The sequence below is a fragment of the Dechloromonas sp. ARDL1 genome, assembly GCF_051122455.1.
Classification (GTDB): Bacteria; Pseudomonadota; Gammaproteobacteria; order Burkholderiales; family Rhodocyclaceae; genus Azonexus.
Genome location: NZ_CP168939.1, coordinates 3,760,304 through 3,782,452, shown reverse-complemented (window position 1 = coordinate 3,782,452; position 22,149 = coordinate 3,760,304). Strand labels below are relative to the sequence as shown.

Sequence of the window (22,149 nt, the reverse complement as noted above, 5' to 3'; positions counted from 1 at the left end):
AAATCGGGGGATTTCAGGATCGGGTGGGTAGGCAGCTGGGGTCGCCAGCGATAAGGAGGGGAGGGGACATGAAAGTCATCATTCTCGGTGCCGGGCAGGTCGGCGCCAGCGTGGCCGAAGGCCTGGTTTCGGAAGAAAACGACATCACCATCATCGATACCGACGGTGCCCGGCTGATGCAGTTGCAGGACAGGTTCGACCTGCGTGCCGTGGTCGGCAATGCCGCCATCCCGAGCACCCTGCGCGATGCGGGCGCCGCCGATGCCGACATGGTCATCGCCCTGACGCAGAGCGACCAGACCAATCTGGTCGCCTGCAAGCTGGCGCAGAGCGTGTTCAATGTGCCGACCCGCATTGCCCGCCTGCGTTCACGGGACTTTCTTGAGGACGAAACGCTACTCTCCACGGAAAATTTCGCCGTCGATTTTGTGTTGTGTCCGGAGCAGGTCATTACCGACTACATCCGCCGCCTGATCGAATTTCCGGAAGCCTTGCAGGTACTCAATTTTGCCAAAGGGCGCGTGTGCCTCGTGGCGGTCCGGGCCTACGAAGGCGGTTTGTTGGTGGGCCGGCAGATCAAGGAGATGCGCTCGCTGCTGCCGCCGGACATGGATGCCCGCATCGCAGCCATCTTCCGGCGCGATCAGCCCGTCTTCCCGGAAGGGGACACGGTTGTCGAGGCCGGAGACGAGGTGTTCCTGCTCGCGGCCGCTGAACATATCCGACCGGTGCTGCGTCAGTTGCGGCGGATGATGACGCCTGTCGAGCGCATCATGATCGCCGGCGGCGGCAATATCGGCCTGCGTCTCGCCAAGGCGCTGGAGAAGCGCTACGAGATCAAGCTCATCGAGGGGCACAAGGAGCGGGCCGAGCTCATCGCCAACGAACTGGACAGCGCGCTGGTCCTGCTTGGCGATGCAACCGACGAAGAACTGCTCGAACAGGAAAACATCGGCGAAATGGACCTGTTCCTTGCCGTCACCAATGACGACGAAGACAACATCATGGCTGGCAGCCTGGCCAAGCGGCTCGGCAGCAAGCGTGTGGTGGCGCTGATCAACCGTCGGGCCTACGCCGACATGATCGAGGGCGGACCGATCGATATCGGGATTTCGCCGGCGCAGGTTTCCATCGGGACATTGCTGGCCCACGTCCGGCAAGGCGATGTGGCGGAAGTTCATTCGCTGCGCCGGGGGGCTGCCGAGGCGTTGGAACTGGTTGCTCATGGCGATGCCAAGACCTCCAAGATCATCGGCAAGCGCATCGACCAGATCGACTGGCCGCATGGCGTGACCGTGGCCGCACTGGTCCGCAATTTCGACAAGGCCGTGGTGATCGGACAGACCGACGAATGGACCTCGATTACCCGGCATGGCGAAGTGGTCATTGCCCATCACGATACGGTGATCGAAGCCGGTGATCACGTGATCGTCTTCTGCACCAGCAAGAAGCTGGTCAAGAAGGTCGAGAAGCTCTTCCAGGTCGGATTCCACTTTCTGTAGGGGCCATTGCCATGACCCGATTTGCCCCGGTTTACCGTGCGCTGGGCATGATCATCATGCTCTTCGGCCTGACCATGCTGGCACCGCTGATCCTCTCCTACGCGGTCGATGACGGCGCCCAGGCTGTCTATGACGAATCCTTCGCCCTCACCATGTTGTGCGGGGCCTTCCTCTGGTATCGCTATCGCCGCTGCAAGCGTGAGCTGAGCATCCGCGACGGATTCCTGATGGTGGTGCTGGTGTGGACGGTCCTGCCGGCTTTCGCAGCGATTCCCTTGATGCTGCAACTCGGTATCAGCCATACCGATGCCTATTTCGAGACGATGTCCGGCCTGACTACCACCGGATCAACCGTGCTCTCGAACATCGACCAGTTGCCGATGTCGATCAACCTGTGGCGGCACCAATTGGTCTGGGTCGGTGGCATGGGCCTCATCGTGCTGGCCATCGCCATCCTTCCCCTGCTCGGTATCGGCGGTCGCCAGATGTTCAAGGCCGAGACGCCGGGGCCGATGAAGGATGCCAAGATGACGCCGCGTATCGCCGAAACGGCCAAGGGGCTGTATCTGGTGTATCTCGGAGTAACCGTCGCCTGTGCTATCTCGCTACGCATTGCCGGCATGAGCTGGTTCGATGCCACGTGCCACACCTTCTCGATCATGGGCCTGGGTGGATTCTCGACACACGATGCCAGCTTCGGGTTTTTCGATTCGCCGACCATGGAATTTGTCGCCATCGTTTTCATGCTCATCGCCGGCATGAATTTCGGGACTCTTTTCCTGGCCGTGACCGGCCGCTCGCTGCGTCCCTATCTGCTCGACCCGGAAGCGCGCTGGTTCCTCGGCGTGACCTTGCTGAGCATTTTTGTCGTCGCCGTCTATATCTGGAAGGACGGCGCATACCCCGATCTCGATACGGCGATGCGCCATGTCGCGTTCAACCTGGTCTCGATTGCCACGACGACCGGGCTGTCCAGCGTCGACTATGCTCAGTGGCCGATTTTTGCGCCGCTATGGATGCTTTTTCTATCCAGTTTCGCGACCAGCGCCGGGTCGACCGGGGGCGGCATCAAGATGATGCGGGCCTTGCTGCTTTACAAGCAGGTCTATCGCGAACTGGTGCGTGCCATGCATCCCAGTGCGGTATACAACATCCGGATTGGCGGCCAGGTCGCTCCGCAACCCATTCTTTTCGCCGTGCTTTCCTTTGCTTTCATGTACATGGTCAGCATCGTATCGCTCACCCTCATCCTGGCATTCACCGGGCTGGACATCGTCTCGGCTTTCACCGCCATCGTTGCCAGCGTCAACAATACGGGACCGGGGCTGGGGCTGGTCGGGCCGTCGACGACCTACGAGGTACTTGGCGATTTCCAGACCTGGGTGTGCACCTTCGCAATGTTGCTCGGGCGCCTGGAAATCTTCACCCTGCTGGTGGTGCTGACGCCGGCCTTCTGGCGTAAATAGCATCAGGCCGCCTTTTCCTGATTTATCGCAAGTGACCGCGAGCAGGGAAAGGCGGATAATGCCGCTTTTCCGATTTTCTGGCGGAGTCCGACGTGAGCCGACCCAAGAACGATACCTTCCTGCGCGCCCTTCTCAAGGAGCCGACCGAATATACCCCGCTGTGGCTGATGCGCCAGGCGGGCCGCTACCTGCCTGAGTATTGCGAAACCCGCAAGCGGGCGGGGAATTTCCTGAACCTGTGCAAGTCGCCGACCATGGCCTGCGAAGTCACGCTGCAGCCGCTGGCCCGCTACGACCTCGATGCCGCCATCCTGTTCTCCGACATCCTCACCGTGCCGGATGCGATGGGCCTCGGCCTGTACTTCGCCGAAGGCGAGGGACCGCGTTTCGAGCGCCCGCTGCGCGAGGAATGGGCGATCAACAACCTGACCGCACCCGACCCCTACGAACACCTCGGCTACGTGATGGATGCCGTGTCGGAAATCCGCCGCGCGCTGGATAACTCCGTGCCGCTGATCGGCTTCTCCGGCAGTCCCTACACCTTGGCCTGCTACATGGTCGAGGGTCAGGGTTCGAGCGATTTCCGCAACATCAAGGGCATGCTCTACAACCGCCCGGACCTGCTACACAAGATCCTGTCGGTCACCACCGAGTCGGTCATTTCCTACCTCAACGCGCAGATCGACTCCGGCGCCCAGGCCGTGATGATCTTCGACACCTGGGGTGGTTCGCTGTCCAATGCCGCCTACGAGGAATTCTCGCTGGCCTACATGCAGCGCATCGTCGCCGGCCTGAAGAAGGAAAAGGACGGCCAGCGCATTCCCAGCATCGTATTCACCAAGAATGGTGGCCTGTGGCTGGAGAAGATCGCCGCCATCGGCTGCGATGCGGTCGGCCTGGACTGGACCATCGACATCGGCGAGGCCCGTCGCCGGGTGGGCGACAAGGTCGCCCTGCAAGGCAACCTCGATCCGAACGTCCTGTTCGCCCAACCGGAAATCGTTGCGGCAGAGGCGAAGAAGGTGCTCGACAGCTACGGAACGGGCAATACCGGCCATGTCTTCAACCTCGGCCACGGTATCTCCCAGTTCACGCCGCCCGAGAGCGTCACGGCCCTGGTCGAAACCGTACATTCCCATAGCCGTTTATTACGTAAGTAATATCCATAAGGGGGTGGCAAAGCTTGACTTATGCACAGAGTTTTGCCACCTGCCAAAAAAATCCTCCTGAAAATCCTTGACTGTTACCGTATTCGCCAAGTGATTGAATTTAAAGTGTTTTGTGTTCTGCTCAATATTTCGGCAGAGTGACAAAATCCTTACCGGACCGTGACTTAGCTGCTGGCTCCCGAAGTAATTCACAAAGTTATCCACAGTTTTTGTGGACAACTCCAAAAGCCGTCGATTTTGAATCGAACTTGCCCGTTTTTTCGGAGAAATGACGGCTTCGGCCGCTGAAACGATGCCTGTTTTGCGCGTTGCCCTCGATTTGCCGCTGCATCGCTTCTTCGACTATGTCAGCGAGTCGGCCAGCTCGGACGATATCGGCCGGCGTGTCCGGGTGCCGTTCGGGCGCGGCGAAAAGCTGGGGGTCATTGTGGAGGTCGCCGACGCCAGCGACTGGCCGGTCGAGCAACTCAAGGTAGCCGGCGAAATTCTTCGCGATCTGCCACCGTTGCCCCGCGATTTCCTTGGGCTTTGCGAATTTGCGAGCACCTACTACCAGGCTGCGTTCGGCGAGGTTGTCATGCAGGCGTTGCCGGCTGGCCTCAAGCGTCTCGACCCGCCGGACCGACGCAATGGACGAGTCGCCAAGCCACCGGCTGCGCTGGCCGCACCCGAACTGACCGGCGAGCAGGCGGCGGCCGTGGCCGCTGTCGACCCGGCCGCCGGCTTCGCCGCCTACCTGCTGCACGGCGTCACCGGCAGCGGCAAGACCGAGGTTTACCTGCGGCTGATCGACAAGGCGCTGAACGCCGGCCGGCAGGTACTGCTGCTCGTTCCGGAGATCAACCTGACACCCCAGCTCGAAGGCCGGGTGCGTGCTCGCTTCCCTGAGCGAACGGTGGTTTCCCTGCACAGCGAACTGGCCGAGGCGGCGCGCGAGCGCAACTGGCGGGCGGCGTTTTCCGGCGAGGCGAGCATCGTTCTCGGCACCCGCCTGGCGATCTTCACGCCCATGCCGCGACTCGGTCTGATCGTCGTCGACGAGGAGCACGACGCCTCGTTCAAGCAGCAGGACGGCATGCGTTATTCGGCGCGCGATATCGCGGTGTTCCGTGCCAACCAATTAAAGATACCCGTTCTCCTGGGCTCGGCGACGCCCTCGCTGGAGTCATGGTCGAATGCCCAGACGAAGCGCTACCGGATGCTGAGCCTGCGCGAGCGGGCCAACCCGGAAGCCACGCTGCCGACGGTGAAGGTGCTCGACACGCGGCGCATGGTGTTGAAAGAAGGCGTCAGCGAGCCCTTGATTGCCGCCATCCGGGCGCGACTGGAGCGCGGCGAGCAAAGCCTCGTTTTCCTCAATAGGCGGGGTTATGCGCCGGTTCTGGCCTGTCCGCCCTGCGGCTGGGTATCCCGTTGCAAGCGCTGCGCGGCCAACATGGTGCTGCACCTGGCCGACCGGCGCTTGCGCTGCCATCACTGCGGCTTCGAATATCGCATCCCGAAAGCCTGTCCGACCTGCGGCAACCAGGACATCCACCCCTTCGGGCGCGGCACGCAACGCCTCGAGGGCTGGCTGCAGGAGCAGTTTCCGGAGGCCCGCATCCTGCGCGTCGACCGCGATGCGGTGAAGAGCCGCAAACAGTGGGAGGCCGTCCTCGAACGCATCCACGGCGGCGAGGCCGACATCCTGGTCGGCACGCAGATGCTGGCCAAGGGGCACGATTTCCCCAAGCTGACCCTGGTCGGCATCCTGGGTGCCGATTCGGCCTTGTTCGCCGCCGACTGCCGGGCGCCGGAGCGGCTGTTCGCCCAGTTGATGCAGGTTGCCGGCCGGGCCGGACGGGCCGAACTGAAGGGCGAGGTGCTGATCCAGACGCAGTATCCGGATCATCCTCTGTTCGCTTCGCTGGTCGCCCACGACTACCCCGGGTTCGCCGCCGGCCAGCTGACCGAGCGCGAGCAGGCCGGTTTTCCACCCTACGCCTTCCAGGCTATGCTGCGCGCCGAGGCACCCGACATGGCGGATGCCATTGCCTTCCTGAAAGCGGCGGCGGCCTTGCCGGTGATCGCCGAGCACGACAACGTGCTGATCTACGATCCGGTGCCGATGAAAATGGCCCGCCTGGCCAATCTCGAACGCGGCCAGCTCCTGGCCGAATCGCATTCCCGCCCGGCCTTGCAGGCCTTTCTGCCGCACTGGCGCGAAGCCATCGAAGGCCTCAAGGCGCCGTCCCGCCTGCGCTGGCACATCGAGGTGGACCCGCTGGAGTTCTGATCGGCACGACCCTTGCAGAGATGGCATCCCATCCATCGCAAGGAGCGCATCATGAAAATCGTGGAATCGACGGTACAGCTCACGGCCAGCCATGAAGCCAGCGCCAGTCGCAGTCTCGAGATGACGAGCACGACGGGCTTCCGGCAGGTTTTCCAGCAACTGTCCGGGATGCCGGCGGACAACGAAGGCGAGGCGCGCAAGCGCCTGCAGAAAATGCTGCAATCCCTGGTCGACGCCATTCTGGCGGCGCTCGACGGCAAGAAGAGCAAGGAAAACTTTGCCGCCAGCGAATCCTTGCCGGCCGAGGCCATTCCCGCCGGGCGAACGCGGGAAATGACCTGGACGAACCGGATTGTCGAGACGGTGAAGGAAAGCGAGCGTACCGATGTCTGCGGCAAGGGCTGTGTTCGGACGCAGGATGGCCGGCAGATTGCATTCGATTTTTCGTTGCGTATGGCCCGTGACTATGAGCGCACGTCGACGCTGGTCGACAGCGGCAGCGTGACCTTGAAGGATCCGCTGATCCTCAGTTTCGACGGCAATGCCGCCGAACTATCGGCCGAAAGCATCCGCTTCGATCTCGATGCCGACGGCAAGGCAGAAGAGATACCGGGGCCGGGCAAGAACAGCGGTTTTCTCGTCTTCGACCGCAACGGCAACGGCAAGGCCGACGACGGGCGCGAACTGTTCGGCGTCGCCAGCGGCAACGGCTTTGCCGACCTGGCCACGCTCGATGACGACCGCAACGGCTGGATCGACGAGAACGATGCCGTCTACCGGCAGCTGTCCGTGTGGTCCGGCGACGGCCTGACATCGCTGGCGCAGCGCGGTGTCGGCGCGCTATACACCGGGGCGGTCGATGCCCCGTTTACGCTGAAAACAGCCGACAACGCATTGCTCGGGCAGATTCGCGCGGCCGGGGTCTATCTGATGGAGTCGGGCGAGGTCGGCCACCTGCAGCAGGTCGACCTCGCCGTTTCAAGTCCGGCGGTGCGGGAGCACGAGCCAGACGAGCGCCAGCGCCTGACCGCCTAGCAACGACAAGAAGGCGGCACGGAATGCCGCCTCGCTGGCCCAACCCTGCGCCTGCAGCAGGTCCACAAAGCCGCCGATGCCCCATTGCAGCCCGAAGGCGCCGGCGAAGACCAGCAGGTTCAAGGCGGTGTTGGCGCGCCCCGACAAGCTTGGCGGGAAAGCCTGGGAAACCAGCGAATAGGCAATGTTCGACAGCGAGAAACAGATGCCGAGGATCGGCCACAGCAGGTCGCCGGCAAAGCCTGGCTGCAGGCTGATCAAGGCAAAGCTGATCAGCGCTGCGACCATCGAACCGATGTAGACCTTTTCCAGCTTGACGCCGCGCCGGACCAGACCGGTCGCAAAGAAGCCCATGAACAGGAAGCCGGCCAGCATGGCGCCGCTGATCCAGGTCAGGCGCACGGCCACGGCTGCGCGGTCCATGTGTTCCAGCACCATCATCCAGCGCGAGGCCCACAGGCCCTGCACGGCCATGAAGCCGCCGGTCATCATCAGGCCCATCGGCGCGTAGCGCCAGAAATGGCGGCTCGAAAACACCGTCTTCACGCCGGCCAGCTGTTCGGCGAAGCCGGCACCCTTGTGCTCGCCGTGTGCGTCCGGCACGCGGAACCAGATGACGGCGGCGACGATCACCGTCGCCACGGCAAACCCGAGGGCGATCACGCGCCAACTGGTGAAGCCGATGGCGATTTCCAGCGGCTTGGAGGCGGCCAGCGCGCCCAGGCCGCCGGCCGCCATGACCCAGCCGGTCAGCGAGGCCTGGCGTTCGGGCGGGAACCACAGGGCAAAGGCCTTGAAGGAGGCCATCAGGCAAGCCGAAACGCCGAGGCCGATCAGGGCGCGACCGATGGCCAGACCGCCCAGCGTATCGCTCATCGCAAATACCGCGACGCCGGTGCCGGCGAGCAGCAGCAGCGCCGATTCGACGCGACGCGGGCCGTAGCGGTCGAGCAGCATGCCCAGCGGCAGCTGGGCGGCGCCGAAGGCGAGGAAATAAGTGCTGGTCAGCAGGCCGAGGGCATTGTCGGCGAGGTTGAGTTCGCGTGCCAGGACAGGGCCGATGACGGCATTGACCGTGCGGAACAGGTAGGAAAGGAAGTAGCCGGCGGCAAAAGGCAGGAAAAGCCTGAGCCAGTTGGCCTGATGCGGGGGATTGCTCACGGATTCTCCGGTTTCGCGTGGAATGTCGTGACGGGCGGTGGCGTCTGGTCTGCATGCTTGCGCAGCCAGGTGAGCCGGTTGGCGATTTTTTGCCGCCAATTATCGGCGATGCCCGGCGTGGCAAAAAGCCTTTCCATCGCGGCCAGCGGCGGACGATGTTCCTGCCAAAGGCGCATGGCTTCGGCCAGGGAGAAGGCTGCCGGGTCGCTCTGTTCCAGGAGCAGGGCGTCGCCGGGGCTGACGACACCGGGGGTGACGACCCGCCAGTACCATCCGGTCAGCCGTTGTTCGGCAATGAATTGCGCCATGCCGTCGCAGGCGTAGCGCTCGTCGATTTTCCAGCACGGGCTGCGCGGCTGGCAGACTTGCAGGCGGGCCGAGCCGAGTTGCCAGATATCGCCGAGACGGACATCGTTTTCGTCGAGATCGCCGGTCGAGATATTTTCACCGATGCTGCCGACGACCAGCTGCCCGGCAATTTCCGGAAAGCGGGCGGCCAGTTTGGCGTAATGCGCGGCGGGATAAAGGTGTACGGCCTTGTCGGGTCCGCCATGTACCCGCTGGTCGGCCTGCTGGTCGCCAATGAAGCCTTCAGGGCCGAGTTCGATCGGGGCGACGACGGCCTGCTTGTACATGCCGGTCGGCCGTCCGGACTCGGGCAAGGGGCGAATGCCGCCGACAAAGAGGGAGATATTTGCCTTCATCATGCGATTTTGCCATCCCGTCCGGCAAATGTAAGCACAGGAAAACCCTTGCCGGGAGGGGCTGCCGGCGTGGTCAGTGCCACAGCCAGGCCGCGCCGCGAACACCGGACGAATCGCCGTGCGTGGGCGGCAGGAAGCGGGTGGCGAAGGTATCGGAAAAAACATGCGGCGCACAGCGTTCGGGCAGGTTGCGATAGAGGCGCTGCATGTTGGAAAGGCCGCCACCGAAGACGATGACCTCGGGATCAAGGATGTTGATCACCCCGGCCAGGGCCCGGGCGAGGCGTTTTTCATAACGCTCCAGCGTTGCCAAGCAGGCCGCATCGTCCTGGGCGGCGCGCCGGGCGATCGTCGCGGCATCGAGCTGGGTGCCGGTATGCCGGGCATGGTCGGCGCTCAGCGCGGGGCCGGAAAGGTAGGCCTCGACGCAACCCTGGCGTCCGCAATAGCACTCGGGTGCGGGAAGGTCCCGCTCATCCAGGCCGGGCAGGGGATTGTGTCCCCACTCGCCGGCGATGGCATTGGCCCCGACCAATACCTGCTGCTGCACCACGATACCGCCGCCGACGCCGGTGCCGAGAATGACACCAAACACGGTCGCGGCGTCGCGGCCGCTGCCGTCGATAGCCTCCGACAGGGCAAAGCAGTTGGCATCGTTGGCCAGGCGCACCTCGCGCTGGAGCAGGGCCTGCAGGTCGCGGCGCAGGGGCTTGCCGATCAGGCAGGTCGAGTTGGCGTTCTTGATCAGGCCCGTGGCCAGCGATTCGGCACCCGGTATGCCGATGCCGACGCTCCCTCGCCGTCCCAGTTCGTCTTCGGCCGCCTCCACCAGCCCGGCCACGGCCATCACCGTGCCGAGATAGTCGCCTTGCGGCGTGTAGACGCGTCGGCGCAGCAGTTCGCTACCCTGTTCGTCGAGGGCGATGATCTCGATCTTCGTGCCGCCGAGGTCGATTCCCAGGCGCATCAGACGCGGACGGCGACGCCCTTGATGCTGCCGTGGGTGGTGGTCAGCGTGCGCAGGACGCTGGCGCCCGCGTCGAGCAGCAGCATGAACAGGTTGCGCTCGGTGTACAGGCAGACCGGATGGCGGATGCCGTATTTGTCGGCAAGGGGGCTGGCCAGCGATGCAAAGCGCCGCTCGATCCGTTCGTCGCTTCCGGCATAGTCCTCGCCCAGCTCGGAGTGCAGTCCGAGAACTGACACGTAGAGCTTGCCGCCGATGCGTAATTGCAGAAGCAGGCGGCGGACGGTTTTCCGGGCTTCCTCGTAGGGCAGGCCGCACAGGCCGCGACGGACGATGATCATGTCGAAGGGTTGGCCCGGGAAAACCTCGGGTAGCGCATTCAGTTCCGAGGCCAGAAAGGAAATCTGGTCGCCGAAGCCGGAGGCGAGGATGCGGCCTTCGATTTCCTGCTGACATGCCGGATGGTCAACAACGAGCACCTGGGCGCCGAGGTTGGCCAGTTTGGGCGCCAGTTCGCAGCGCTTGTCGGAAACGATGAGGGTGGAGACACGATGATCGATACGTTGGCGCTTCACGCATTCTTCCAGCGCGAAGCGCTCCAGCTCGTCGTTCCCGTTGTCCCAGGGATTGGCGTTAATATGTACCGTCATGGTTGTCGTCTCCCTCCGTTTCAATTTACCCGAATGCTGGTTCAGGTGACAACGGGCAAGTTATCGATCGAAAGGAAAAATCATGTTGGTTCGCTTCATCTCCAGCGAAACCGGCGAAATTCTGATGTTCGCCGAAGCGGCCAGGAGCTTGCTGCAGGTACTTGGCAAGGAAACAAAGGCCAAGGGGGCTTTTCTGCCCGATGAAATGCTGGCTGCCGCACACACGCTGCGTGAGGCGGTGAGTCGGGCGGAGGCGCCTCCCCAAGAGGATGAGGTTGACGCCGATGGTAGAAAAAAAGAGCCGGTCGTTGCGCTGGGTCAGCGCGCCTGGCCGTTGATCGACATGCTGGAACGGACAGCGAAGGGCGGTCGCAAGGCCAATATCGTCTGGGAGGCTCCCGCCGCGTTCTGAGCGGCGTCAGTTGTCGTCAACGATCCCGAAGCCTTGGGCGATGCCGGTAAGCACCTGGCCGAGCTCCTGTTCGAAGCTGCTGAAATAATCCTCCCACAGCGGATCGCTGTCATGCAGGGCGAATTCCAGAAGGCGGGCAATTTCCTGCAGGCCGCCGGCGCCGATCGTTCCGGCCAGCCCCTTGGCGCTGTGGGCCATCCGTTCGGCGGTGGCCAGGTCGCCGCTGTCGATGACGGCACGCAGTGTCTGCGTTTCATTGCGGAAGCGGGCGTGAAAATCGCACAGGACTTTCTCGTACAGCTTCGGCTTGTTCATCAGGCGTCGCAAGCCCGCGGCCTTGTCGATACCCGGCAGGTCCGGCAGTGCGTCGATGGCTTCTGTCATTGGGGGAGGCCTCCTGCGGTTGTCTTGCGGAGCGGGTCCGCATCTGACGGGATTGCGCGTGGATTAACTAGAAGAGCTCGATGTCGTCGCTCTTGTCTTTCATGTCGGCCATGAACTTCTCTACTGCTTCATGGACGGGTACCCCTTGCATGACAGCGTCGAACATGGCGATTTCCTCGCGGGTCGTGTATTTGGTCTTGATCTTGTCCTGCAGCCCAACCCACTCGCCGGGATTGAACAGGCGGCGCGGATCGGAGACCAGGTCGCTGAGGTCGCCGAGGCTGAGGCCGACATGCGCCAGGCGCTGAACCAGTTTGTCGTAGAACTGAAAGGCGATGATGGCTTGATGCACCATGCCCGCAACGTGTTCGGAAACGCCACTCAGGCTCTGCTTGGCGATGCCGACTTCGCCTTCGTCGGGAAGCGTGTCGACGGTAGCGGCGATCTTTCCCATGTAGTTGGCCATGGTCGTGAACGAATCGGTCAATACCTCGACCGAGGCATTGCTGTCCTTCATCGCCGATTCGATCTGTACGGCGGCCAATTCGAGCATCAATACGGTTTCCCGGACCTGGCTCCAGTTGAGGTCCGGCATGTGGGCACTGGTACCTTGCGGCTGCTTTGTTTCTTTTGTCATTTTTCCCCCTTGCGTCGGCAAACTATAACGCAATTCACGCGGGCCGATCCATCAACACATAGTGTTTGCGAACCGATTCAAGGACTTCGAAGGTTCCGGTGAATCCGGATGGAATGACGCAGGCATCTCCCGGCCCGAACTCGGCGGCATTTCCCTCGCTATCGGAAATGCGAAGCCGGCCTTCGATCACGCAGAAGAACTCGTCCTTGCCGGGTGCGAAGGCAATGTTCCAGGCGCCGGGCTCGCATGCCCAGATACCGGCGGAAAGGTCGCCGTTGGCGCTCATGAAGTGTTCCCAGGTGGTGCGTCGCGGATTCCCGCTGACCAGTCGATCCGGACGGGGATGGTCGTAGGTGGGCTCGGGTGTGCGGCCGGAGAAGATAGTCAGTTTCGGCATGTCATTTTTTCGTTCGTTTGTCGGCTTTCTTGCGCCAGCGGGTAATGTCGGCCTCACTGGGTTCGTCGAAGCGGCCACCGCCGGCGTTGGCCATGTAGATGACCGCCCGGGCGACCTCGGCGTCGCTCAAGGCTGGGTTGCCCCCTTTGGCGGGCATCTTGCGCATGCCGGCCAGCGCGCTCGGCACCAGGTCGTTCAATCCTTCACGGACCAGCTTGCCCCAGCGTTTCGCATCGCCGAATACCGGGGCTCGGTGCTTGCCGCTGCCGTGGCATTCCTGGCAAGTGCTCTCATACACCTCGGCGCCCGTCATTTCGGCGGCGAATGCCGGCAGTGACAGCGTAGCCAGCAGCAACAAGGTCGGGCGCATTGCTTTCCTTTCAGCAGATAGAGGCGACATGTTAATTTGCCGCGATAATTCGTGCATGAAAACCATCCTGTCGCTTGTCGTCCTGGCCCTTTCGTCGATCGCTGTCGCCGCGCCGCTGGTGGCCGTCGATGTCGGACACGGCGTGGTGGATAGCGGCGCGATCAGTGCCCGGGGACGCACGGAGTTCGCATTCAACCAGGATTTCGCCGGCCTCCTGGCGCAGACCCTTCGCCAGCGTGCGGTCGGCGTTCGGGAGGTTAATTTCGACGGCCGGATCGGCAGCCTGCACGCCCGGCCGCAGGCTGCCGAGGGCAGCGATTTCTTCATTTCCATCCACCACGACTCGATCGGCGAAGCCTGGCTGCTCGACTGGGAGTGGGAGGGCAAGCCGCAGCGCTATACCGAGGTCAAGCGCGGCTACGGCATCTTCGTGTCGGCACAGAATCCGGACTTGGCGACCAGCCTGCGTTGCGCTTCCACCATCGGCGCGATGATGCGCCGCGCCGGCTTCGAGCCCTCGACATGGCACGCCCGCAAGCATGTTCCGGCCGATGCCGAAAACGGCGTCTGGTACTACGACAATCTGGTCGTGCTCTATCGGACCACATTGCCCGCCGTGCTGTTCGAGGCCGGGGTGATCAAGCATCGCGACGAGGAACTGGAATTGCTCGACCCCGTGCGCCAGGCGCGCATGGCCGATGCCGTGGCGACCGGGATTGCCGCCTGCCTTTACGTCCAGTCGGCAGAATAGCGGTCAGAGGAAGATCGGCTCCGGGGTCAGTGCGACGCCGAATTTTTCCCTGACGGACGCCTGCACGGCGGCCATGGTCCGCCTGACATCGCCGCCGGTGGCGCCGCCGTGATTGACCAGCACCAGCGCCTGTTTCTCATACATGCCGACCGGGCCGAGCGAGCGGCCTTTCCAGCCGGCCTGTTCGATCAGCCAGCCGGCGGCCAACTTGACGTGGCCGTCGGACTGCGGGTAGCAGGGCAGGCCGGGATGGGCACGCTTCAGCACGTCCGCCTGGGCGGCATCGAGCACCGGGTTGTGGAAAAAACTCCCGGCATTCGGAATGTGGGCGGGATCGGGCAGCTTGCGCCGGCGAACGGCGATGACGGCATCGGCGATATCGCGTGCCGTCGGGTCGCCGATGCCGCGGGCGGCCAGCTCCTGCGCGACGTCGGCGTAACGGCAGTTGGGCTGCCAGGCTTTGGGCAGCCGGAAGCGGACCGAGGTAATCGCCATGCGCCCGCTCAGGTGCCAGCCTTCCTGCTTGAACAGGCTGTCGCGATAGGCGAAGCGGCAGTCATCGCGGCTGAAATTGACGTCGGCCTGCTTGTCGAAATCCCAGGCGGTCACCGAATGCAGGCGTTCGCCGACTTCGAGGCCGTAGGCGCCGATGTTCTGGATCGGTGCGGCACCGACCGTGCCCGGGATCAACGACAGGTTTTCCAGTCCCGGCCAGCCTTGAGCCAGCGTCCATTGCACGAAATCGTGCCAGTTCTCGCCGGCGCCAGCCTCGATATAGACGGCCTCGGTATCCTCCCCGATCAGCCGTCTGCCGGAAATCGCCATGTGGAGCACCAAACGGTCGATGTCGCCGGTCAGCACCAGATTGCTGCCGCCACCGAGGATGAAGCGCGGCCCCTCACTGAGCTGCGGGTCGCGCAAGGCCTCGGCGCTATCGATGCGGGCGAAGCGGGCCGCCCGGCCGGGCAGGGCCAGGGTGTTGAGCGGCCCGAGTTCGCGCTGGCTGTGCAGGATCACAACAAGGGCGCCAGCCAGTATTCGGCATCCTTGATCGACAGGCCTTTGCGCGTGGCCCAGTCTTCAAGCTGGTCGCGGCCGATCTTGGGGATGGCGAAGTAGCTGGCTGCCGGGTGGCCGATGTAGAAGCCGGAAACGGCCGCCGCCGGGGTCATGGCGCAGGATTCGGTGAGGCCCATGCCGGCGTTGGCCGGCGCGTCGAGCAGGGCGAACAGGTCGCGCTTGGCGGTGTGATCCGGGCAGGCCGCGTAGCCGGGGGCGGGGCGGATGCCCTGGTATTCCTCGGCAATCAGCGCGTCGTTGTCGAGCGCTTCGTCGGCGGCATAGCCCCAGTAGTGGGTGCGCACGCGCATGTGCAGCCACTCGGCGGCGGCCTCGGCCAGCCGGTCGGCCAGGGCCTTGAGCATGATTGCCGAGTAGTCGTCGTTGGCCGCCTCGAACTCGGCGACCCTGGCGTCGATACCCAGGCCGGCGGTAACGGCGAAGGCCCCGACATAGTCGTTCTCGCCGACATAATCGGCCAGCGCGACGTTGAAACGTCCTTGCGGTTGCTTGTGCTGCTGGCGCAGGCCTACCCAACGGGCGATTTCCTGCGTGCGGGACTCGTCGGCGTAGATGATCACGTCTTCATTGTCGCCGCGTGCCGGGTACAGCCCGAAGACAGCGCGGGCGGTCAGCCATTCCTCGCTGATGATCTTGCCCAGCATGTCCTTGGCGTCGGCAAACAACTGGCGGGCGGTTTCACCGACCGTCTCGTTGTTGAGGATGGCCGGGTAGCGGCCGGCCAGGTCCCAGCTCTGGAAGAAGGGTGACCAGTCGATGAACAGCGACAGCGTGTCGAGGTCGAGGTTGAGCGTCTGCAAGCCCAGTTCCCTGGGGGCGAGCGGGGTGAAATCCGCGCCGGAAACAAAACGATTGGCGCGCGCTTCGGCCAGCGTCACCAGCGTGGCGCCCTTGCGGCCGGCATGTTCGGCGCGCACGGTTTCGTATTCGGCGGCGATTTCGGCGACGTAGCCGGCCTTCTGCTCGGCCGACAGCAGCTTGGTGGCGACGCCGACGGCGCGCGAGGCGTCCGGCACGTAAACCACCGGGCTGTCGGTGTTGGTGGCGATCTTGATCGCGGTGTGGGCGCGGCTGGTCGTCGCGCCGCCGATGAGCAGCGGCTGGCTCATGCCCTGGCGTTTCATCTCGCTGGCGACGTGCGCCATTTCTTCCAGCGACGGGGTGATCAGGCCGGACAGGCCGATGATGTCGACGCGATGTTCGAGCGCCGCCTTCAGGATGTTGTCGCAGCTGACCATGACGCCAAGGTCGACCACGTCGTAGCCGTTGCAGCCGAGCACGACGCCGACGATGTTCTTGCCGATGTCGTGCACGTCGCCCTTGACCGTGGCCATCAGGATCTTGCCCTTGCTGCCCAGGCCGGTGCGGGATTTCTCGGCTTCGATGAAGGGCAGCAGGTGGGCGACCGCCTGCTTCATGACGCGGGCCGATTTGACCACTTGCGGCAGGAACATCTTGCCGGCGCCGAACAGGTCGCCGACGTGGTTCATGCCGGCCATCAGCGGGCCTTCGATGACGGCGAGCGGCGGCTTGCCTTCGCTCTCCAGCTTGGCGCGAACCTCCTCGGTATCGGCCACGACGAAGTCGGTGATGCCCTTGATCAGCGCGTGTTCCAGGCGTTTTTCGACCGATTGCTCGCGCCATGACAGATCCGGGCCGCTGTCCTTGCTCTTGCCTTCCTTGACGGTCTGGGCGAAATCGACCAGTGCCTCGCCGGCGCCGGGGTGGCGATTGAGCACCACGTCCTCGACCTTGGCGCGCAGTTCCGGCTCCAGGTCGTCGTACACGCCGAGCATGCCGGCATTGACGATGCCCATGGTCATGCCGTTCTGGATGGCGTGGTAGAGGAAGACGGTGTGGATCGCCTCGCGTACCGGGTCATTGCCGCGGAACGAGAACGAGACGTTGGAGACGCCGCCGGAAATGTGGGCGTGCGGCAGGTTGTCCTTGATCCAGCGGGTGGCCTCGATGAAATCGACGGCGTAGTTGTCGTGCTCGGGAATGCCGGTGGCGATAGCAAAGATGTTCGGGTCGAAGATGATGTCTTCGGCCGGGAAACCCATGCCGGTCAGCAGTTCGTACGCCTTGCCACAAATCTCGATCTTGCGGGCGTAGGTGTCGGCCTGGCCCTTCTCGTCGAAGGCCATGACGATCACGGCCGCGCCGTAGCGACGGGCCAGCTTGGCCTGTTCGAGGAATTTGGCTTCGCCTTCCTTCATCGAGATCGAATTGACGATGCCCTTGCCCTGGATGCACTTCAGGCCGGCTTCGATGACTTCCCACTTCGACGAGTCGATCATGATTGGCACGCGGGAGATGTCCGGTTCCGAGGCGATCAGCTTGAGGAACTTGTCCATGGCGGCGATCGAGTCGAGCATCGCCTCGTCCATGTTGATGTCGATGACCTGCGCGCCGTTTTCCACCTGCTGGCGGGCGACAGCCAGCGCATCATCGAAGCGGCCTTCGAGGATCATCCGGGCGAAGGCCTTGGAGCCGGTGACGTTGGTGCGTTCGCCGACGTTGACGTATAGCGAGTTGTGGGTGACGTTGAAGGCTTCCAGGCCGGACAGGCGCAGCGCCGGCTCGATGCTGGGCAGGGTGCGCGGGGTGACCGGCGCGACGCGGCGGGCGATGGCGGCGATGTGTTCCGGCGAGGTGCCGCAGCAGCCGCCGACGATGTTGACGATGCCGCTCTTGGCCCAGCTTTCGATTTCGTCGGCCAGCATGTCGGCCGTTTCGTCGTAGCCGCCGAAAGCGTTGGGCAGGCCGGCGTTGGGGTGGGCCGAGACGTAGCAGTCACAGACGCGGGACAGTTCCTCGACGTACTGGCGCAGTTCCTTGGCACCGAGCGCGCAGTTCAGGCCGAAACTCAGCGGCCGGACGTGGCGCAGCGAATTCCAGAACGCCTCGGCGGTCTGGCCGGACAGGGTGCGGCCGGAGGCATCGGTGATGGTGCCGGAAATCATCACCGGCCAGCGGCGACCGGCGGCATCGAAGAATTGCTCGATGGCGAACAGCGCCGCCTTGGCGTTCAGCGTGTCGAAGACGGTTTCGACGAGCAGGATGTCGACGCCGCCGTCGACCAGCCCGGTGATCGCTTCGACGTAGTCGGCGACCAGTTCGTCGAAGCTGACGTTGCGGTAGCCGGGGTCGTTCACGTCCGGCGAGATCGACGCCGTGCGGCTGGTCGGGCCGAGCACGCCGGCGACGAAGCGCGGCTTGGCCGGGTTGGCGGCAGTGAATTCGTCGCACAGGCGGCGGGCGAGTGCGGCGCCTTCCTTGTTCAGTTCGTAGACCAGGCTCTCCAGCTTGTAGTCGGCCTGCGATACCGCGGTCGAATTGAAAGTGCAGGTTTCGAGGATGTCGGCGCCAGCTTCGAGATATTCGCGGTGGATGCCGGCGATGATGTCGGGGCGCGTCAGCACCAGCAGGTCGTTGTTACCCTTGAGATCGTGCGCGTGATCGGCAAAGCGCGTGCCCCGGTAGTCCGCTTCCTGCAGGCCGTGGCGCTGGATCATCGTGCCCATGGCACCGTCGAGGACGAGCAGGCGTTGCTGGAGCAGGGTGGAGAGTTCGGACGTACGATCGGGCTGCATGGATCACCTCGGCAAAGCGGTTTGTTACCAGAATTCGCACCGGGGACGCCGCAATAGCAAACGGCGCCACAAACCGGGACTAGGAGAAGCTAGGGGTTTGCGAGCGCCGTTGATCGTTGCCGAGCCTGGCCCCTTGAATGGAAGGGTCGCAGCGCTCCTCGGCAGAGGCGCTAGTTTACAGGGGGTAGGTCGGACTGCCAAGGGTCTTGATTTTGGGGGCGTTTTTTTCTCCGCCGTCCCGCCGATAACGGGAAAACGTCCCTAGCCTTTTACTGCGACGCGTTTCGAGGTTTTTTTGACCCCGCCGTTGTCGATGTCGAAATGCACCATGAAGTAGGTTTCGTCCATCGGCGGCATGCCTTCGATGCGCCACTCCCAGATTTCCTCGCGCAGGTTGTTGAAGGTCTGCTTGCTGCCCGGCGCGCCGAGCAGGCGGCGGATATCGTCCTTGCTCATGCCGACGCGCACCTTGGCGTAATTGGCATCGTTGAGTACCTGTTCGACCTTGGCGACGACGTGATCCTGGCCGAAGGTGATCATGTAGCAACTGCTGCCGTTCGGCTGGCGGGCGTATTCCCAGGTTGCCGTGCCGTCGTCGTTCCAGTGGATGAAGCCGGGCTCGCCCATGCGCGCGCGGACCTCGGCCTGCGTCGTGACGCCCGGCTTGATCTCCTGAAGATTGACGAAGTCGCAGGCCGGCAGGGCCGCGGCGATGACGGCCGAGGCGGCGGCGGATATCCAGGCAGGCAGTTTCATGCGAACTCCGGTCGATGAGGAAAGGCAAGTTTACGCCTTGGCGGGCTCTCTTTCATAATATCCATCCTCCCTAATTTTCGGATATGCCGATGCAGCACCTCGATCCCCGATCCGCCTACGAATTTCTCCAGCAAGACGCGCAAGCCGTCTTGATCGACTGCCGGGCGGAAACCGAGTTCCTGTATGTCGGCTTTCCTGTCGGGGCCGAGCATGTAGCCTGGCAAGAGGGGCCGGATTGGGAAATCGACCCGCAGTTTGCCGCCAAGGTGGCACGGGTGGTGAAAGGTGATCTGGCGCGCCCGGTCCTGCTCATCTGCCGCAGCGGCAATCGTTCGGTCGATGCCGGGCAGGCGCTGGAAGCGGCCGGGTTTACGCAGGTGATCAACGTGCTCGAAGGGTTCGAAGGCCCGCTCGACGAGAACTACCATCGCGGCACGCTGGGCGGCTGGCGTTTTCGCGGCCTACCGTGGTACCAGACGTAACCGCTGGTGCAGCAGGGCGGCGCTGCCGCCGATCAGCATCAGGCCGGCCATGCCGAGCGACAGCGTCAGCGTCGAACCCCACAGGGCCGGGGCGATCAGTGCCGCGGTGATGCCGTTGAAGCCGGACTGGAAGAAGGTCTGGCACGAAGCGGCCAGTCCGCGCTGGGCAGGGAAAGGGTCGAGCGCGAAGATACTCAGGCAGGGCATGGCCAGCGACATGCCCAGCGTGTAGCCGAAAATGGGCAGGACGCTCCACGGCAACCCCGGCGGGACGGAGACGTTGAGCAGCAGATTGGTTCCGGCGGCGCTGCCCATCAGCGCGTAGCCCAGGGCGATGCTGCGCGGCAGCGAAACCTTGCCGGCGAGACGGCCGGAGAGCCATGAGCCGCCGATCAACCCGGCCATGGCCGGCCCAAAGAGCCAGAGAAAGCCGGTTTCCGGAACACCGAGGTGAGTCATCAGGAAAACCGGCGCCGACAGGATATAGAGGAAGAAACCGGCAAAATTGAGTGCCAGCGCAGCGCAGGCGGTGAGGAAAGCCGGCGAGGTCATGACCTTCCAGTAGGTGGTCGCCAGATAGGTCGGGCGCAGCGACTGGCGCTTGTCCGGCGGCAGCGTTTCCGGCATCAGCTTCCAGCAGGCCAGCCACAGGGCACCGGTGGCGAGGACGAGGAAGGCGAATACCGAGCGCCAGCCGAACAGGGTTTGCAGCCAGCCGCCGATGACCGGTGCGATGGCCGGAGCCAGCGCGAACATCATGGTGATCTGCGACATCAGCTTCTGGGCCTCGGCGCCGTCGAACAGGTCGCGGACGATGGCCCGGCTGATCACGATCCCGGCGCCGGCGGTAATCCCTTGCATGGCCCGCCAGAACCACAGGTGCTCGATGCGCGTGGCCAGCATGCAGCCAGCCGAGGCGATGGCGAACAGGCCGACGGCCACCAGGATCACCTTGCGTCGCCCGAAGCGGTCGGAGATCGCGCCGTGCCACAGCGTCATCAAGGCGAAGGAGAACAGGTAGGCCGACAACGTCTGCTGCACCTCCAGCGGGGTGGCGTGCAGCTTTTCGCCGATCTCGTGGAAGGAGGGCAGATAGGTGTCGATGGAAAAGGGGCCGAGTGCCGACAGCGACGCCAGCAGCGTGGCGATGCTCCGGGTGCTGCGCCGGTTTTCGTCAGCCACGCGCGAAACGCCGGTACTGGATGGCCTCGGCGACGTGCGCTGCGCGGATATCGTCGCTGCCGGCAAGGTCGGCAATGGTCCGGGCGACTTTGAGGATACGGTGCCAGGCGCGGGCCGACAGGTCGAGTTGCGCCGTGGCCTGCTTGAGCAGTTTGCTGCCCGCTTCATCCGGCTGGCAGCAGCTGTCGATTTCCCGTGTGTCGAGGCGGGCGTTGGGTTTGGCCTGGCGGGCGGTCTGCCGGGCCAGGGCGGCTTCGACCCTGGCGCGAACGACGGCGGACGATTCCCCGTCGGCCTTGTCGGCCAGCGCGTCGGCAGGCAGCGCCGGCACTTCGATGATCAGGTCGATGCGGTCGAGGAAGGGTCCGGACAGCTTGCCGCGATAGCGGGCGATCTGGTCCGGGGTACAGCGGCATTTGTTGTTGCCGTGTCCCAAAAAACCACAGGGGCACGGATTCATTGCCGCGATCAGCTGGAATTCGGCCGGAAATTCGGCGTGACGGGCAGCGCGGGCAATGTGGACGCGCCCGGTTTCGAGCGGCTCGCGCAGGGTTTCGAGCACCTTGCGGTCGAATTCCGGCATTTTGCTTTTTGTACCAGAATTCGTGAAATGTTGTCCAAAACTCGGAAGAGGTTGGTCTGGCCCTCGTACTTTACCGCACACTGACAACTCCATGGGTTTTACGAGCATTTGGCGGTGGCGAGTAACACGAGCGCGTTGAAGATGTTTTGCTTTAGGGGATTTATCTATGCATGTTTCGGCCGCAGCGCGGTGGGAAACGCGAAGCGTTTTCCACGGCAGGCTGCGGGATTGGGCTGTGGAGGCTGTGGGTAACGGGGGGCGCGGTGGATAACCCGCTGGGTTATCCACGGCAAGCTCCCCGGTTCGCCGTAGGCGAATTGTCCACAAATCCATAGCCAGGATGGATCGCTGAGGCTTTCCATGCTGATGGAAATTCAGGTCATTTTGGATTCCAAGCGTGAAGTTGTCTGATGCCATTACAAAGAATGTTACCCAACTGACCGCGTGGTAACAAAAGCGAGGCGCAGTTTGAGACTCAAGAAACTGGTAAGTTTGTAGACTGGGATACTCCAATTCTCCTCCGCCTTTCTAATAATCCCCTACGGTTCACTGCTCGTGCCTTGCCTTGGTTGTTAGCTTCTATTTTACAG

General features: G+C 63.4%; 21 protein-coding genes and 1 riboswitch. Of the genes, 8 read left to right on the top strand and 13 right to left on the bottom strand.

The window, feature by feature from the left end; all coding sequences use genetic code 11:
• Positions 1–68: 68 nt before the first annotated feature.
• The 5 genes from trkA (at position 69) to AB6Q56_RS18655 (ending at position 7,447) form a co-directional block, all read left to right on the top strand.
• On the top strand, positions 69–1,502 hold the full coding sequence (gene trkA / locus AB6Q56_RS18675; protein ID WP_434514538.1) for a Trk system potassium transporter TrkA: 1,434 nt from the start codon (positions 69–71) through the stop codon (positions 1,500–1,502).
• A gap of 11 nt (positions 1,503–1,513) precedes the next feature.
• Positions 1,514–2,968, top strand: a complete 1,455-nt coding sequence (locus AB6Q56_RS18670; protein WP_434514537.1) for a TrkH family potassium uptake protein — start codon at positions 1,514–1,516, stop codon at positions 2,966–2,968.
• A 92-nt stretch (positions 2,969–3,060) separates the two neighbouring features.
• The gene (hemE, locus tag AB6Q56_RS18665) at positions 3,061–4,128 is read left to right on the top strand and encodes a uroporphyrinogen decarboxylase (RefSeq protein WP_434514536.1); all 1,068 of its coding nucleotides are present in this window, start codon (positions 3,061–3,063) and stop codon (positions 4,126–4,128) included.
• Positions 4,129–4,429: 301 nt separating this feature from the next.
• Positions 4,430–6,412 carry a primosomal protein N' gene (locus AB6Q56_RS18660; RefSeq protein WP_434517178.1) on the top strand — a complete coding sequence of 661 codons (1,983 nt, stop codon included), beginning with the start codon at positions 4,430–4,432 and terminating at the stop codon, positions 6,410–6,412.
• A gap of 51 nt (positions 6,413–6,463) precedes the next feature.
• Positions 6,464–7,447, top strand: a complete 984-nt coding sequence (locus tag AB6Q56_RS18655) for a hypothetical protein (RefSeq protein WP_434514535.1) — start codon at positions 6,464–6,466, stop codon at positions 7,445–7,447.
• Here AB6Q56_RS18655 and AB6Q56_RS18650 read toward each other — a convergent pair.
• The 4 genes from AB6Q56_RS18650 to AB6Q56_RS18635 form a co-directional block, all read right to left on the bottom strand.
• On the bottom strand, positions 7,391–8,608 hold the full coding sequence (locus AB6Q56_RS18650; RefSeq protein ID WP_434514534.1) for an MFS transporter: 1,218 nt from the start codon (positions 8,606–8,608) through the stop codon (positions 7,391–7,393). The genes AB6Q56_RS18655 and AB6Q56_RS18650 overlap by 57 nt on opposite strands.
• The gene (locus AB6Q56_RS18645) at positions 8,605–9,315 is read right to left on the bottom strand and encodes an MOSC domain-containing protein (RefSeq protein WP_434514533.1); all 711 of its coding nucleotides are present in this window, start codon (positions 9,313–9,315) and stop codon (positions 8,605–8,607) included. The genes AB6Q56_RS18650 and AB6Q56_RS18645 overlap by 4 nt, the downstream gene beginning before the upstream one ends.
• Positions 9,316–9,385: 70 nt before the next feature.
• A complete protein-coding gene (locus tag AB6Q56_RS18640; RefSeq protein WP_434514532.1) occupies positions 9,386–10,279 on the bottom strand; it encodes an ROK family protein in 894 nt (297 codons plus the stop codon).
• Entirely contained in the window at positions 10,279–10,929 is a 651-nt protein-coding gene (locus AB6Q56_RS18635) for a hypothetical protein (protein ID WP_434514531.1), read from the bottom strand. The genes AB6Q56_RS18640 and AB6Q56_RS18635 overlap by 1 nt, the downstream gene beginning before the upstream one ends.
• A gap of 82 nt (positions 10,930–11,011) precedes the next feature.
• Here AB6Q56_RS18635 and AB6Q56_RS18630 point away from each other — a divergent pair, with 82 nt between their 5' ends.
• On the top strand, positions 11,012–11,341 hold the full coding sequence (locus AB6Q56_RS18630) for a DUF1840 domain-containing protein (protein ID WP_434514530.1): 330 nt from the start codon (positions 11,012–11,014) through the stop codon (positions 11,339–11,341).
• 6 nt (positions 11,342–11,347) lie between these two features.
• Here the strand turns inward: AB6Q56_RS18630 and AB6Q56_RS18625 are convergent, their stop codons facing one another.
• The 4 genes from AB6Q56_RS18625 to AB6Q56_RS18610 all read right to left on the bottom strand — a co-directional run bounded on the left by AB6Q56_RS18625 (position 11,348) and on the right by AB6Q56_RS18610 (position 13,129).
• Entirely contained in the window at positions 11,348–11,725 is a 378-nt protein-coding gene (locus AB6Q56_RS18625) for an Hpt domain-containing protein (RefSeq protein WP_434514529.1), read from the bottom strand.
• A gap of 67 nt (positions 11,726–11,792) precedes the next feature.
• Positions 11,793–12,362 (bottom strand): hypothetical protein, encoded by a 570-nt coding sequence (locus tag AB6Q56_RS18620; protein ID WP_434514528.1) that lies wholly within the window; start codon positions 12,360–12,362, stop codon positions 11,793–11,795.
• 34 nt (positions 12,363–12,396) lie between these two features.
• Positions 12,397–12,759, bottom strand: coding sequence for a cupin domain-containing protein (locus AB6Q56_RS18615; RefSeq protein WP_434514527.1), 363 nt, complete (start codon positions 12,757–12,759; stop codon positions 12,397–12,399).
• Position 12,760: 1 nt separating this feature from the next.
• Complete coding sequence (locus AB6Q56_RS18610; RefSeq protein ID WP_434514526.1) at positions 12,761–13,129, bottom strand: c-type cytochrome; 369 nt, start codon at positions 13,127–13,129, stop codon at positions 12,761–12,763.
• 55 nt (positions 13,130–13,184) lie between these two features.
• On the opposite strand from AB6Q56_RS18610, the gene AB6Q56_RS18605 reads away from it, so the two are divergent.
• Positions 13,185–13,880: an N-acetylmuramoyl-L-alanine amidase family protein gene (locus AB6Q56_RS18605; protein WP_434514525.1), complete on the top strand. Its 696-nt coding sequence runs from the start codon at positions 13,185–13,187 to the stop codon at positions 13,878–13,880.
• Positions 13,881–13,883: 3 nt separating this feature from the next.
• Here AB6Q56_RS18605 and murB read toward each other — a convergent pair whose 3' ends face one another.
• From murB to bamE, 3 genes are all read right to left on the bottom strand, one after another.
• Positions 13,884–14,897: a UDP-N-acetylmuramate dehydrogenase gene (murB, locus tag AB6Q56_RS18600; protein WP_434514524.1), complete on the bottom strand. Its 1,014-nt coding sequence runs from the start codon at positions 14,895–14,897 to the stop codon at positions 13,884–13,886.
• The gene (gene metH, locus AB6Q56_RS18595; protein WP_434514523.1) at positions 14,894–18,556 is read right to left on the bottom strand and encodes a methionine synthase; all 3,663 of its coding nucleotides are present in this window, start codon (positions 18,554–18,556) and stop codon (positions 14,894–14,896) included. The genes murB and metH overlap by 4 nt, the downstream gene beginning before the upstream one ends.
• Positions 18,557–18,650: 94 nt before the next feature.
• A riboswitch (S-adenosyl-L-homocysteine riboswitch) is annotated at positions 18,651–18,722 on the bottom strand.
• A gap of 95 nt (positions 18,723–18,817) precedes the next feature.
• On the bottom strand, positions 18,818–19,312 hold the full coding sequence (bamE, locus tag AB6Q56_RS18590) for an outer membrane protein assembly factor BamE domain-containing protein (protein WP_434514522.1): 495 nt from the start codon (positions 19,310–19,312) through the stop codon (positions 18,818–18,820).
• 89 nt (positions 19,313–19,401) lie between these two features.
• Between bamE and AB6Q56_RS18585 the strand changes: the two genes are divergently transcribed.
• Positions 19,402–19,794: a rhodanese-like domain-containing protein gene (locus tag AB6Q56_RS18585; RefSeq protein ID WP_434514521.1), complete on the top strand. Its 393-nt coding sequence runs from the start codon at positions 19,402–19,404 to the stop codon at positions 19,792–19,794.
• Here AB6Q56_RS18585 and AB6Q56_RS18580 read toward each other — a convergent pair.
• Together AB6Q56_RS18580 and AB6Q56_RS18575 are read right to left on the bottom strand one after the other, a co-directional pair.
• Positions 19,774–20,976, bottom strand: coding sequence for a multidrug effflux MFS transporter (locus AB6Q56_RS18580; RefSeq protein WP_434514520.1), 1,203 nt, complete (start codon positions 20,974–20,976; stop codon positions 19,774–19,776). The genes AB6Q56_RS18585 and AB6Q56_RS18580 overlap by 21 nt on opposite strands.
• Positions 20,969–21,559, bottom strand: a complete 591-nt coding sequence (locus AB6Q56_RS18575; protein ID WP_434514519.1) for an ATP-binding protein — start codon at positions 21,557–21,559, stop codon at positions 20,969–20,971. The genes AB6Q56_RS18580 and AB6Q56_RS18575 overlap by 8 nt, the downstream gene beginning before the upstream one ends.
• Between the last annotated feature and the right edge of the window lie 590 nt (positions 21,560–22,149).